The 14,087-nt window shown below is 45.3% G+C and carries 14 protein-coding genes and 1 pseudogene; 12 read left to right on the top strand and 3 right to left on the bottom strand.

From position 1 onward, the window contains the following. The first annotated feature begins 3 nt into the window (after nt 1-3). Nucleotides 4-1,017, top strand: coding sequence for a GTPase family protein (locus FQ015_RS20200; RefSeq protein WP_160524420.1), 1,014 nt, complete (start codon nt 4-6; stop codon nt 1,015-1,017). Nucleotides 1,018-1,029: 12 nt separating this feature from the next. Further along, a complete protein-coding gene (locus tag FQ015_RS20195; RefSeq protein WP_032161349.1) occupies nt 1,030-1,815 on the top strand; it encodes a hypothetical protein in 786 nt (261 codons plus the stop codon). A gap of 202 nt (nt 1,816-2,017) precedes the next feature. Here FQ015_RS20195 and FQ015_RS20190 read toward each other — a convergent pair whose 3' ends face one another. Both FQ015_RS20190 and FQ015_RS20185 read right to left on the bottom strand, forming a co-directional pair. Beyond that, nucleotides 2,018-2,236: a helix-turn-helix transcriptional regulator gene (locus FQ015_RS20190; protein WP_001064742.1), complete on the bottom strand. Its 219-nt coding sequence runs from the start codon at nt 2,234-2,236 to the stop codon at nt 2,018-2,020. Between the two features lie 117 nt (nt 2,237-2,353). Next, complete coding sequence (locus tag FQ015_RS20185; protein WP_000772910.1) at nt 2,354-2,968, bottom strand: inovirus Gp2 family protein; 615 nt, start codon at nt 2,966-2,968, stop codon at nt 2,354-2,356. Between the two features lie 592 nt (nt 2,969-3,560). Here FQ015_RS20185 and FQ015_RS20180 point away from each other — a divergent pair. The 9 genes from FQ015_RS20180 to yjhR all read left to right on the top strand — a co-directional run bounded on the left by FQ015_RS20180 (nt 3,561) and on the right by yjhR (nt 13,145). Continuing rightward, nucleotides 3,561-4,514: a hypothetical protein gene (locus tag FQ015_RS20180; protein WP_105279017.1), complete on the top strand. Its 954-nt coding sequence runs from the start codon at nt 3,561-3,563 to the stop codon at nt 4,512-4,514. 235 nt (nt 4,515-4,749) lie between these two features. After that, nucleotides 4,750-5,568 (top strand): DUF932 domain-containing protein, encoded by an 819-nt coding sequence (locus FQ015_RS20175; RefSeq protein WP_105279016.1) that lies wholly within the window; start codon nt 4,750-4,752, stop codon nt 5,566-5,568. 29 nt (nt 5,569-5,597) lie between these two features. Further along, nucleotides 5,598-6,071, top strand: a complete 474-nt coding sequence (radC, locus tag FQ015_RS20170; RefSeq protein ID WP_105279015.1) for a RadC family protein — start codon at nt 5,598-5,600, stop codon at nt 6,069-6,071. Continuing rightward, nucleotides 6,071-6,406: a type IV toxin-antitoxin system YeeU family antitoxin gene (locus FQ015_RS20165; RefSeq protein ID WP_000939437.1), complete on the top strand. Its 336-nt coding sequence runs from the start codon at nt 6,071-6,073 to the stop codon at nt 6,404-6,406. Before radC ends, FQ015_RS20165 begins: the two co-directional genes overlap by 1 nt. A 30-nt stretch (nt 6,407-6,436) precedes the next feature. Further along, complete coding sequence (locus tag FQ015_RS20160) at nt 6,437-6,778, top strand: TA system toxin CbtA family protein (protein ID WP_086629380.1); 342 nt, start codon at nt 6,437-6,439, stop codon at nt 6,776-6,778. A gap of 114 nt (nt 6,779-6,892) precedes the next feature. Further along, nucleotides 6,893-7,726 carry a DUF4942 domain-containing protein gene (locus FQ015_RS20155; protein ID WP_105279014.1) on the top strand — a complete coding sequence of 278 codons (834 nt, stop codon included), beginning with the start codon at nt 6,893-6,895 and terminating at the stop codon, nt 7,724-7,726. A 69-nt stretch (nt 7,727-7,795) separates the two neighbouring features. Further along, the gene (locus tag FQ015_RS20150; RefSeq protein WP_000152739.1) at nt 7,796-8,191 is read left to right on the top strand and encodes a DUF6088 family protein; all 396 of its coding nucleotides are present in this window, start codon (nt 7,796-7,798) and stop codon (nt 8,189-8,191) included. Next, nucleotides 8,184-9,131 carry a nucleotidyl transferase AbiEii/AbiGii toxin family protein gene (locus FQ015_RS20145; protein WP_059327950.1) on the top strand — a complete coding sequence of 316 codons (948 nt, stop codon included), beginning with the start codon at nt 8,184-8,186 and terminating at the stop codon, nt 9,129-9,131. Before FQ015_RS20150 ends, FQ015_RS20145 begins: the two co-directional genes overlap by 8 nt. A gap of 498 nt (nt 9,132-9,629) precedes the next feature. Beyond that, entirely contained in the window at nt 9,630-13,145 is a 3,516-nt protein-coding gene (gene yjhR / locus FQ015_RS20140; protein ID WP_105279013.1) for a helicase YjhR, read from the top strand. A gap of 267 nt (nt 13,146-13,412) precedes the next feature. On the opposite strand, the pseudogene FQ015_RS24380 reads toward yjhR, so the two are convergent. Further along, nucleotides 13,413-13,618, bottom strand: a pseudogene (locus FQ015_RS24380) (phosphorothioated DNA-binding restriction endonuclease); the annotation flags it as partial. Between the two features lie 92 nt (nt 13,619-13,710). Between FQ015_RS24380 and FQ015_RS24775 the strand changes: the two are divergent. After that, nucleotides 13,711-13,809 (top strand): hypothetical protein, encoded by a 99-nt coding sequence (locus tag FQ015_RS24775; RefSeq protein ID WP_420106935.1) that lies wholly within the window; start codon nt 13,711-13,713, stop codon nt 13,807-13,809. The last annotated feature ends 278 nt before the right edge of the window (nt 13,810-14,087 follow it).

Raw genomic sequence — 14,087 nt, 5'->3', positions numbered from 1 at the left:
CGTATGGATGACCCGGTAAAGGGCGAAGGCCGGATGATTACTGATGCCAGTGGCGTCACCATAAGGGAAGGCGGGATTTTTGGAATGTGGGGCAATATATTTCCAGAACGTAATGGTAGCAACGAGCAAAAAGGTGATAGCACACCGCACATACCCGACATCAGAGATATTCTTGATATTTTCCCTCAGCCACTGCGGGAAAAGCTGTTGAACAAAATCAGTGAAGCCATCGACTATGAACCCGTGATTGGTGTCATGGGAAAAACAGGCGCGGGGAAAAGCAGCGTATGTAATGCGCTGTTTAAAGGGGAAGTTTGTGCAGTTAGCGACGTTGAGGCATGTACTCGAGAAGTTCAGGAATTGCGTATACGCTTCGGCAAACGTTCGCTAAAGATCATTGATATACCTGGTGTCGGTGAGAATGCCCGGCGGGATAAGGAGTATGAAGATTTATACCGCAATTTGCTTCCCTCCCTGGATCTTATCCTGTGGGTAATAAAAGGAGACGATCGGGCCTTTTCTGCGGATGAGCATTTCTACAACAATGTTCTGCTCCCTGCTGGTGGGGGTGAGCGCGTTTTATTCGTCCTTAACCAGGTTGATAAAATTGAGCCATTCCGCGAGTGGGATACTCATCTGCATCAGCCATCTCCTGCACAGCGCATCAACATCGAAAAGAAAGAAGCCTACATTACTGAACGATTTGGTTTTACGCACTATCCGGTGACACCTGTCTCCGCCGATGAGGGCTACAACATTCTTCGTCTGGTAGAGACTATTATTCGGGCTTTGCCTGATCGGGCTAAAAGTAGCACGGCTTCGCAGGTTAAGGATGAGTTCAAAACCGACGAAGTAAAGACGGAAGCAAAAAACGGCTTTGGCAGCGTAATCTCCGGGATACTCGACGACGTTATTGATTCTTTTCCGTTACCAAAGCCTGTCAAAGAGCTTACCCGAAAGGGGAAAGACAAACTTATCGAGTGGGCTGGTAATGCCTGTGACCATTTTTTTGGATAGGGAAAGTGCTTAATGAAACCAATCATTATACCTGTATTGTTTGTATCTTTATTTGCATTCCACCCTGCTTATGCTGTCGGGGCCTATGACCTGCAATGTCTGCTTGATAACGGTGAGCAAATGACACTCAGCCACGTCAGCAATACCGTTTATATCAGTTTTGAAACGCCAGGTGGTGACTCCGAAGAAGGTGGTTCCGTTATCAAACTGGATATTCCTTCCGGCGAAGCGAAACAGACTCTGGCGGCTAATCCGGGAGCAGGAACTGCTTCTTTCACATTACGTGGAGAAAATGAAGATATCGAAGGCGCGGTTGCCGTCAATTACTCAGAATATGATGGTACAGGTGATGCTTATTACACTGCCATGAATGCAATGGGGCAGGAAACCAGCACAGTATCATGCAAGCCGGGTACCATTAAGGTTTCCAGGAGCCTCCTTCAGAATGGCATTAATGGCGTTGGTAGCCAGCAGGCTAATAAACCTGCTCCCTCTCAACAACAGCAGGCACAGCAATCTACGACACCACCATTTAAAGTTCAGTTCGGCAGCTCTGTCAGCAATGAAGGCTGGAATACCAGATATGGTGTTATTCAGCTCACTATCACTGATGACAACGTGGTGCTGAAATCCATTCGGGTAAACAGAGGGAACTGTAAAATGGAGAGCGTCGGTAACAGAACCCTGCCAGCTAAATATAAATTCGGTGATGTGGCTACGTTCAAATATATGAAGTGTGACCGTATCATTGAAGCTGACATTGTGACCGATACGGGTAGCTGGACATTTAATTCCTAATTTTATCTGTGGCTGTATCCGGGGAATTCCTGCTAAATAAGCAGGCTATTCCCCGGTTAATTATTTCCCGACAATGTTAAACGAAACGTATTTTATCCGGGTATAATGAAGCTACGCGTCGATAGATGCACAGCAACGACCCTGTCAGGCGTTTACTGATATAGCGTTATGGGTAAAGCGTGTAGAGATAGTGTCAGGGGGATTAATAGCGGGATTCTGCAATACGTTCCGTCAGCCAGCGTTTAACTTCACTTTCCCGCCAGCGGGAACTACGCCCCAGTTTGATAGGCTTTGGAAACTTTCCTTCACTAATCAGTTTATAAAACCATTTGTCGGTCAGGCCAGTAAACGTGGTAATAAATGCCATCGTTACCAGTTTGTCATTCATCAGGTCAGTATCGGTATTCGGTTGATTGTTCATGACGATTGTCCTTCTGTCTTTACGTTGATAAAAGACAGGAGCAGCAACACTAACCCGTTGATTTAAGATGATGTTGCATACTCCGCCATTACAATCACTTCTCCGGTAATAAATTACTTATCCCTGACTACAACCAAAGTTACGTTCACCGTCATCGTGGTTTTTGGTGTACTCCTTCGCCAGATAACTGATGTGGTATATGTAGCTGCGGAAAAAGTCCGTATTTGTGCCATTTCTGCGATCAAGTTCATAAGAGACGCCTGGTAAATGAAAGGGGACTTTATTTGCCATATCTCCGGTACGCCTAAGCGCCACAGCCCATGCACGCGCCACCATTCCCACCAGCAATCCGCGAGGTTGCGCTGAATTCTCCGTATTCAGCATGGTGTTTCTGAATACTTCCCGATTAACCAACAACAGCATGTGATAATGCTTGTTGCCATTCAGTTCACCAAATTCTCTTACCCATGCATATCGCAGCTTACAGGGATAAACACGTTTACCGTCTCTCCTGCGTCGTTGTAAATATGCGGCTATCTGCGCTTTCAGTGAGGCTATAAAACGGGTAATAACCGCTGAGTCATACCCTTTATGGCTATTATCCACTGGCAGTAATAAATCCACTCTGAAAGCCAGTATTCTGGCGTAATCATCCATCGCATAACGGGTAATCTCTTCCAGACGTTTCATATAGTGTGCATTAGGCTTGCCATATCGTTCATTCAGTTTCATGCTTCAGTTCCTTGTGGTTGGTTACATATCCATAAGTGCTGTAGTAACTTTTCACTGAGCTATGCCGATCTGGATTACTTTTCCCTGTCTTTGGTGTCATCCCTCTATATGCTGAATCTAATGAATGAGTGATAAACATAATATTAATACCGGCAATGTTGATTCATAAAGAAAGGGTGATAAAAAGAGTAGAAGCCCGGTATTTACTGGTGTTCGTAGTTAATTATCTGTTCTTGAAGACAAAGAGTTTTACTCTTAAGTTATAATTAATACATTGACCTAATCTATTGGTTGCAGTCATAAATGATATCTTCCAGATGTCAACTCGTTATCCTGGGAGGTTTCACCCGTAAAGCCACCAGGGCTATACGTGGAAAAGTTTAAGACTATCCAGCCGTTTTCTACAGGTGGGATCTGTGAGTATGGTAATAAATAAAAAACTACGTTAATGGTACTCTATTACTATGGGATAACACGATATTACTACTTGTTTTCCACTTTTATTGATTTATTGCTACGGTTTTACTTCGAAAACACGTCATAATTACGCTATTGCTTTTTGCTGATTTAACAAGGATGACGAGGTAGAACAATGGCCGTTAATGTGCGCTCATCAATAGCAGTGAAGGACATCCGAACCAGCAGGTTCCTCTTCTGGTACATCAGGAAAAACATTCAGGGAGCAAATCAATTTGCGTTTGACGGGAACAATCCAGATACATCTCTTTCGGAGAGAATTATTAATACAGCCCTCGAGGCCGGGTATCCCGATCCCATTCAGCGAAGTGATTTTATTCGCTCACTGGAGCTGTCGATTAATACGACGCTTCTGCCGGAGAAATATTTTAGTTGGTTAAAAGAAAATGAAAGAGCGACGTTCTGGCTATGGGGCGTGATGTGTCTTGATTACCGCTGTATGGAGTCAATTAACGAAAAGCTGGGCACAAATTTAAACACTAACTGGTATCAGAAAGCTGGAATAACAGATTCTCCTGCAAGCCATAACGAAAGATACTCAATCATCGTTGCATTACTGGACTATATCAATATTGAGACTAATCAGGCACCGTTGATGAGACAGTGGCTATATGAGAGGCTTGTATTCTGGAGGAGAAATGAACATCAGAGAATAAAATTACGCTGGCTTAATGAGGATAATAACGATGTCTATACATGGGCTTATAATTATATTAATAAATTCCAGAAAGAGCACGGTGGTAATACAGGAAACCATTTAGACCCCTTTCAGATTCCGGAACCACTGAATAGTGTAGAAACCTATCATGCCATTTATGCCATGCTGGATTTATGGTCAGCGGATGATGACCTCCAGCAGAAAGCGGTAAAGAAAATAAATAAAGCGTTTTACCAAAAAAACTTCAGACGTAAACTTTCTGAAAAACGGGAACAGGAGTCTATCAGTGATACGCATAAAGAACGTCTGGATTTTCTGGTTAAATTTTACAAGTCAGATAAAATATCTGTTATTGAAAGGCTAATAGACGAAAGGGTTCAGGGAATAGAAACAAGATTATCCCGTGGTTGAGGTGTTATTTCAAACTTAAATTCTCCCGGTGATAATCACCGGGAGAATTCAGATATGTATTATTTCAGCACTATATCACGCTCATATATGTACTGCCGGAATGTAATTTAATATCTGCTCGCACCTGTTATTTTATCCCACCTATACTACCGTCCGTTTTAATCACGCATTAAATTAGCCGCAATTTTTCAGAAGATGCGGCCTGTTTTTTATATTCTTTATTAAGGAATTTACTATGAAATTAGCCAGCCGCTTTGGTCGCGTAAATCAAATCCGTCGCGATCGCCCATTAACGCATGACGAACTGATGCAGTATGTCCCCAGCGTATTCGGGGAAAATAAGCACGAATCACGCAGCGAACGCTATACCTACATTCCCACCATTACCCTGCTCGATAACCTCCAGCGTGAAGGATTTCATCCTTTCTTTGCCTGCCAGACCCGCGTTCGTGATGTGGGTAAACGTGAGCATACAAAACACATGCTGCGTCTGCGCCGGGAAGACCAGATCAATCACAACCAGGTGCCGGAAATTATTCTGCTCAACAGCCATGACGGTTCCAGTTCTTATCAGATGCTGCCAGGGCTGTTCCGTTCTGTTTGTTGTAACGGGCTGGTCTGCGGCGAGTCGTTTGGTGAAGTACGGGTACCGCATAAAGGCAATGTTGTGGAGAAAGTGATTGAAGGCGCTTATGAAGTCCTCAGTGTTTTTGACCAGGTTGAAGAGAAACGCGATGCCATGCAGTCGCTGATGCTGCCTCCCCCTGCGCAACAGGCGCTGGCAAAGGCGGCGCTGACTTACCGCTTTGGCGAAGAGCACCAGCCGGTGACGGAATCCCAGTTGCTGGCTCCCCGCCGCTGGCAGGATGAATCCGGCGATCTGTGGACGACCTACCAGCGTATTCAGGAGAACCTGATCAAAGGTGGTTTAAACGGGCGCACGGCAAAAGGTGGTCGCACGCACACCCGCGCCATTAAAGGCATCGACGGCGATGTCAGGCTCAACCGCGCCCTGTGGGTGATGGCTGAAAACATGTTGCAACTGGCCTCATAAATAACGCTATTAATGGTAAAGGAAACACGATGTCTGAACTGATGCTAACACCGGTATTTTCGGTGAGTGAACAACGCATTATCCGCCGTGCGATGCGTCTGCTGGAGAAATATCAACGCAATCCTGGCGAATCTTTTCTTTCCTCTGACGCCACAAAAACCTGGCTGCAGCTGCATCTGGCACGACAGGAGCGGGAAATGTTTGTTGTGCTTTACCTCGATAACCAGAACCGACTGCTGGAACACGAAACGCTATTTCTCGGCACGATTAACAGTACAGAAGTACATCCCCGTGAGATTGTGAAATCTGCGCTACGGCACAATGCCGCAGCAGTAATCCTTGCGCATAACCATCCCTCCGGCGTGGCGGAACCCAGTCGGGCCGACAGACTTATTACAACGAATATTGTTAAGACACTGGATTTGGTGAAAGTGAGGGTGCTGGATCATTTCATTATTGGGGCGGGGGATGTCCTCTCTTTTGCCGAACGGGGCTGGCTGTAATGCTGCAAAAGGACAAGGTCATGCAACAAGAATGGGGGCTTCCCTGTACCGTAACACCACGCTTCACTGCTCGACTGGTACAGGAAAGACATAACCTGCATTACCTGGCTGATCGGGCCGCAATCACCGGGAAATTCAGCTCCCCGGATCTGCTGCATATCGACCAGGCTTTTCCGGTGTTGATGAAACAACTGGAGCTGAAACTGGCTGACGGTGAACTCTCCCCCTGCCAACAACGTACCGTCACGCTATACGCCAAAGGACTAACCTGCGAAGCCGATACGCTGGGTTCCTGTGGTTACGTCTATATCGCTATTTATCCCACTCAACGCTGAGTTTTAACCTCCTTAATACGGAACATCGTTATGAAAATTATTCCTGCAACGACGCTGCGGGCGACGACGTCATATCTGTCGCCCGTCGTGGTCTGGCAAACATTACTGGCCCGCCTGCTGGAGCAGCACTACGGACTGAACCTTAATGACACACCATTCAACAATGAAAAGGTGATTCAGGAACACATAGACGCCGGGATCACTCTGGTTGATGCCATCAATTTTCTGGTGGAGAAGTACGAATTGATCCGTATCGACAGGAAAGGATTTAGCTGGCAGGAACAGACGCCTTATCTTCGTGCGGTCGATATTTTGCGGGCGCGGCAGGCTACAGGTCTGCTGCGTCGCTGCCATAACACCACGGCACGGTGAATCTGCGAGTCTCCTTCCCGATTTACATCGCCAAAATTACTTCCCTCATAACTCCCTGCATAATGCGCCTGCTGTTCATGGCTGGCGCATTTGCTTTTATACGGACAAAAGATTATGCAAACAGAAGCTGAAGTCTTAACCGATCATAACGAGCTAATTTGCTCGACCAGTGTTGAGCGTATCGTCACAGGACGTGATAGTGCACTGAACCAGATAGCGACGTTAATCCAAAAACTTCATGATATCTCCAGCCTGACATCCAGTATTGGCGGTGATGTGGCTGGAACCTGGGCAATGCGTAATGGATATGCCTTTGACTGCTGGCTAATGCAACCAACCGACAAAGCGATGCCGGTGATCACCCGCAATATCGATCGCAGCATCTGGCGCGATCTCATGCTGAAGTCCGGGATGTTGACTCTGATGGATGCCGAAGCCCGCAGTCAGTGGGCAAAGAACCTGGAGGAGGGCGATCTCCCGGCGATTAGCGAAGCCAACATCCTGAGTACCTTTGAACAACTCCACCACAATAAGCAGGACGTTTTCGAACGTGGGATTATCAATGTATTTAAGGGATTGAGCTGGGATTACAAAACCAATAATCCCTGTTATTTCGGTAAGAAGATTATCGTTAACAATCTGGTGAAGCATGACAGATGGGGCTACAGCCTGAACTGGGGCTGGCGGAGAGATCAGCTTGCCGATCTGGAACGGATGTTCTACCTGCTGGATGGGAAGACCATTCCCGATAACCGGCATGATGTCTCCATCCGGTTTATGGGTTTTGTGCGCGATAATCCGCATCAGCAGATTTTCGAAGATGATTTGTTCATTATTCGCTACTTTCAGAAGGGCAGTGGGCATATCACTTTCAAACGCCTGGATTTGGTGGAGAAGATGAATGATATCGTGGCGAAGCACTTTCCGTCAGCGTTATCAGCAAAATGAATGTCGTATGTTTGCTATCTAAAATGTCGTATTTTTGCTACTCTTTATGCAATGACTCAGGAGGCGAATATGACGATAAAAGCACGCATTCAGTCACGACTGAAACGTTCTAAACGTTACGTATTCACTCGTGACGACTTTAAAGATATTGCAGGCTACGATCAGGTTGGTCGGGTATTGCGCGATCTTGTCAGGGAAGGGCAACTGTTGAAGGTTGGTTATGGCGTGTATACCAAAGCACGGCGGAACGGTATTACAGGCAAGGTAATGCCAGCGGCTCCCGGAGGCTCTTCAGCGGTGATTGTCGAAACGCTGGAACGCCTGAAAGTACGCTATCGTTTTGCTGGCGCAACGCAGGCATACAATAGCGGTACTTCTACGCAGATCCCAGCTTCACCCGAGATAAAAACCCCCCGGCGTTTTAAACGCGTATTATCTGTAGGGAACAGCAGATTAAATGGATGATTTAACCACTCTTTTTTCTGAAGTGGCTGACGCGCTTGGTATTGAGTCTGTCGCAATTGTGGAAAAAGATCACTATATCGTTGAGCTTTTGCAATTGCTTAAACCTCTGGTGTTCGATACTCATCAGTTGGTGTTTGCCGGAGGAACCGCTCTGGCAAAATCAGGTGTCGCACTTAATCGCATGTCGGAAGATGTGGATATCAAACTGGTGCCTAAGGATGCATTTCAGGCACTTTCCCGCACTCAGCGAAAAAATACCCGTAAAGAAATTGTTCAGGCAGTTTCCAGTGCAATAGCTTCATCGGGTGTGTTCAATTTTGATGATGATTATCCAAAAGTGACGCGGGATGAATATCGTTATAATGACATACCTGTTCGTTATCCACAGCGAGTGGTGCAGGCACCTTGTTTGCGTCCTTTTATCCGACTGGAACTGATGGAAGCGAAGTTACTGGAGCCCTCTGAATTACGGGATATTCATTCACTGGTAACAGGGATCACGGGAAAAGCGGCTATTGTTTCAGCGTTTCCATGCGCAACTATCATTAGCACACAGGCTGAAAAGCTGGTGGCGATGTTACGTCGTACTGCGGCAGTTGTGCGAGATGTTGAGCGATTTGATGATGCATCGCTGGTACGTCATATCTACGATACAAACTGTATTGTTGAGACGAGTCATGTTGATATGAGTCTGCTCGTTGATTTTGTTCAACAAACTATTGAGCAAGACATTCAGCGTTACGGCAACCAGTACCCGCAGTTTTGCGCGTCTCCAGTTGATGAGCTAAAAATGGGACTGGATGAGTTGGCGAACAATCCTCTCTACCAGATGCGCTATCAGCAGTTTGTTTCTCCAATGGTGTATGGAGAGCGGAAGATCACATGGGATGAGGCTTACTCCAGGTTTAGGAGCTTAGCGTTATCCATCCTGAATGCTTGATATGCAGCATTTGTCTTTACTTGAAATTCCGATAAACATTGTGAAGCGTTAAAGTACCGACTGATTATTCAGGTTGTTGATTTCTCAGAGAATCGCGCTGAGTATACATGTGAGTATACAAAGTGATTTTTGGGTTAATAAATCACATTAATTTCAATGAATTATGTTTGAAAGAGCGGTGCGGCCTTCGCACCAAAAGTATGTAAATAGACCTCAATTGAGGTCTTTTTTTATGCCTGAAATCCGCGCCACACAAATCTTTTCCACTGTTTTTTTCAACTAACGTCAACCTGGTTCAATCCATATTAAATCCCTTAAGAATACCGAACCAAGTATGTACGCGTTTATCTATTAAGGATTTAGCTCTTTCAGAAAATCTAATCCATCCTCCAGGCACAATATTTATTGCGATCGCGCTCGCATCGTGGACAATGTTTAATCATAAGTAATATTTACATCAATGAAATCAATGATTTCTATTATGTCACGGAATGAGAAATGGACAGCAATACATTGGGATTCACTTCATACTGGCGCAACTCCTTAGCTGACGCCGAATCTGGCAAAGGAACGTTTTCACGTAAAGATACAGAATCATTCATTCGGTGGATAAATATCACCGCAGGGCAGTTGGATGACGAAACTATTCGGGCATTTTTTGACGGTGAAGGGGAGTCTGTAAAAAACGTTGAAGTCGTGTTACGGCCCCAGGTATGGAACCGCATTGTAAAGCATGGCAAAGAGCAAACGGCAGGTGCACCCGCAATTATTACGCCACTGGTTACCTCCGCTCTTCTTAATAGGGAAGGTTTTTTGTTTCCTGCCGCTTCAGCCACTATTCCCCGCGATCTGCTTGAACCTCTCCCTTCCGGTCATTTTTCTATTGGTGAGTTGGTGCAATATGACAAATACAAAACTACGCATAACACAGCCACCATTAATGAAGGTCAACCAGAACATTACGAAGAAACTGACGAAGAGAAAGCGGAACGCCATGCCAGGTATCGTCAGCATTGGCAAAATTATCTTCAACAGTCAGATAACCTTTTAAGAAACGTCGCTGGAAATTGGGTCGCTACATCTGAGCCATACGAACGGGCTGGATACGGTTATATTGTTAAAGCTAGCCAGCATGTAGGGGCCAGTGTTCATATCCTGCCTTTGTATGACCATCTGCTGATGAGCCAGGTTAAGGTTCCTCTATTAACGCGTTTTGCCTCAAATGAAATGGTTCCACTAGAGCCACTTCTCGCTAAGAATGCTATGTTCTGCGAACGTCTGGGGCATTCCGGCGATAAGTTTCCGCTGGCAGTGGCGCAGCGCGATGCCCTGAGCCATTATCTGACTCAACAGCAGGGGGATATGCTCGCTGTTAACGGTCCTCCGGGAACGGGTAAAACTACGCTGGTGCTTTCTATTATCGCCACCGAATGGACTAGAGCCGCACTTAATCAAGCTGAACCTCCTGTAATTATTGCCACATCAACTAACAATCAGGCCGTCACCAATATTATTGAAGCCTTTGGAAAAGATTTCTCTACTGGTTTTGGCGTAATGGCTGGTCGTTGGTTGCCGGAGGTAATAAGCTATGGCGCTTATTTTCCGTCTAAAAGCCGTCAGGTTGAGGCTGCGAAGAAATACCAGACTGAAGATTTTTTTAACCACGTTGAATCCCAGGAATATCTGGAAAAAGCCCGGGCATTTTACCTTGAAAAAGCGGAGGTGGCGTTTGGAGCTGGAGAGTGCAATTCACCAGAGCATGTAGTGACGCTTTTGCATGAACGTTTAACTTCACAGTTTATTCAACTTCAGCAAATCGAACCCGCATGGCGCAGGCTTAATGATATCCGCCATGAACAGCGAGCCATCAGTGAGAATCTCGACCAGTATCTTCAGGACGAAAACACACGTCTTCTCAATATTGGCAATGAAATTTCACTTTTAACCAGAGGTAAAAAGCAGTGGCAGCAATACCGTGCTGATGAGTCGCTAGTGTATGCGGTTTTGTCATGGCTTCCTGCTGTTCGTACTAAACGCCATTACCAGATTAACCTCTTCCTGGACTCTACGTTTGGCACAAGAATGACATCGTTCCAGGGAAATTATCCCGAAGATATTGATGAATTTATTGATAGTTTGATTGCTAAAACGCAAAAGGAGCAGGATGAGTGCCAACAGAACATCAACTATGCGAAGGATATAGCCCGACGCGAAATAGAAGCTGCAAAACAATGGCGTGAGTTGACTTATGCTTTGGGTTACAGAGGTGACGATGAATTGAATCTTTCAGGAGCGGATGAACTTGCCGATACTCAGATTCGTTTTCCAGCGTTCTTGGTAGCGACCCATTATTGGGAGGGGCGTTGGCTGATTGATATGGCAGCTATAGATAATTTGCAAAAAGAAAAAGGAATTACCGGGATAACTATCGCCGAGGCTCGTTGGCTAAGAAGAATGAAACTTACTCCTTGTGTGGTGATGACCTGCTACATGTTGCCTTACCATATGAACAGAAGAAAATCTTTTGGTGGCGATAGAACATCGGATAATAATTATTTATATAACTTTGCTGATTTACTGATTGTCGATGAAGCCGGGCAGGTACTCCCGGAGGTTGCTGCAGCTTCCTTTGCATTGGCGAAGAAAGCGCTGGTGATTGGCGATACGGAGCAAATAGCTCCAATCTGGAATTGTCTACCCGTCACTGATATGGGCAATATGCTTGAGGAGAATATTATTTCTGGTGGCACTCAGGAAGAGTTAATAAATACATATACTCACGTGTGTGGGTCTGGAAAAAGTGCAGCATCTGGCAGCGTAATGCAGGTAGCCCAGTTTAACTCTCACTACCAGTATGATCCCAAGTTCGAGCGCGGAATGTATCTGTATGAGCATCGTCGCTGTTTCAATAACATCATCGGCTACTGTAACTCACTTTGCTATCACGGTAAGTTGCAGCCTAAAAGAGGGATGGAAAAAGGGACGATTTTCCCCGCAATGGGATATTTACATATTGATGGTAGAGGCATGAAGCCAAATGGGGGGAGCCGTTATAACCCTCTTGAAGCTGAAACAATAGCAGCATGGCTGGTGGCACATAAGGATGATATAGAGCGCCATTACGGGGAACCACTGTACAAAGTTGTTGGTGTTGTGACGCCATTTTCGGCGCAGGTTAATGCTATCAAAACGTCATTGCGTAAGCTGGAAATTAATGGCAAAGACGAGGAGGGTTCACTGACAGTGGGGACTGTGCACTCCTTGCAGGGGGCAGAAAGGGCGATTGTTCTCTTTTCTCCAGTCTACTCAAAACATGAAGATGGCAGGTTTCTTGATAGCAACAGCAGTATCCTCAATGTTGCTGTCTCACGCGCTAAAGATAGTTTTCTGGTATTTGGCGATATGGACCTTATCGAGATGCAGCCCGCATTTTCGCCGCGAGGGTTATTGGCAAAATATCTCTTTTCTTCAGATAATAATGCGTTGCAATTTGAGTTTCATAAACGACAGGATTTAATTTCCGCACATACACAAATTTCAACGCTGCATGGCGTGGAGCAGCATGATGAATTTTTGAACAAGACTCTTGCCGGAGCTCAAAAGAAAATAACGATTATTTCCCCTTGGTTATCCTGGCAAAAAATGGAGCAAACGGGATTTCTGGCATCAATGGCTTTGGCCCGTTCCCGGGGCATTGATATTACTGTGGTGACGGATAAAAACTGCAATATAGCGCATGTCGATGATGATAAGCGTCAGGAGAAAAAACATCTGCTGAATGATGCTGTTGAAAAGCTCAATAAGATGGGTATCGCTACGAAATTGGTTAATCGTGTCCACAGCAAAATTGTGATTGAGGATGAAGAACTGCTGTGTGTCGGATCTTTTAACTGGTTCAGTGCTGCACGGGAAGATAAGTATCAACGATACGATACGTCTTTGGTGTACCGTGGCGAAAGCGTAAAAAATGAAATAAAGGCAATATATAGCAGTCTGGATCAACGTCAGCTTTAAATGTGATGAGCCGTTCATGATACAGGAGTAGTAAAGGGCATATTTTACCAATGTTAAGGCGACTTTGCGTTTTATTGCGAGTCGCCTTTCCTGATTATAAATCTTATTGTTTACCTAATCATTTTCCTTTGCATAATGCGCCTGGGATTAATGGCGGGTGCTTTTGGGAATGAAAGAAAATGCAAGCAATAATATAATGATGGCCTAATTTCTTTGAACATCATTAAGCATATTATCATCGTCTATTTGCCAGAATCCGTCGCCTTATAATCGCCAGAACGGCATATCAGGTCGGTACTGTGAACGCTGTGGTCCAAAACGTTCCAGTAAACTGTGCAGAGATTCGTAGATTTCCGAGCCATAATCGAAAAGGCGCGGATGTCTATTAAGGCATCCGGCTAATCTGTAAGCAATAACAACGGTTTATGCGGTGCGCGTTTTTCACCCTTGTGCCAGATTATTATATTGGCAATTGCCTGCTGTTCGAGCCTGCAAGTGAAGAGATATTACCTTGATCTCATTTGTTTTTTGTTGCCTGTTTTGGGAACGGACAAGGACATCCCCCATGAATAAACTCCCCGCTCACCTTTCGCGCCAAAACTGCAAAATTGCTTCTACAAATCTGTCAGAAATAATCCCCCGACGGGCTGCTGAGCTGAAATGACTGCTTCGCAGTGACGTCGTCCAGTTCTCCGCTGACCGGTACGCTGAACCGAAATATCCCGTGCTTAAATCGTCTGGATCTTCATCAGGCGCGTTCGTCAGTCCTCTTTCACCTTGTTGCTGGAAGTCGACGAAAATAATATTGGCTAAAACATTATTTTGATAATTGCCATAAATAGCTTCATACGCATGAGGGAAATTTTCTTTCCAGTACCAGGTGGTATCGCCGCAAAACCACGGCGCGTCAGTAATTTTATTAAGCTGAGAATGGTATTGTTT

Origin of the sequence: Escherichia sp. HH26CH (genome assembly GCF_009820205.1) — a bacterium.
Lineage (GTDB): Bacteria > Pseudomonadota > Gammaproteobacteria > Enterobacterales > Enterobacteriaceae > Escherichia > Escherichia coli_F.
Note: the sequence above shows the minus strand (reverse complement) of the source record. Positions and strands in the feature narration are given on the sequence as shown.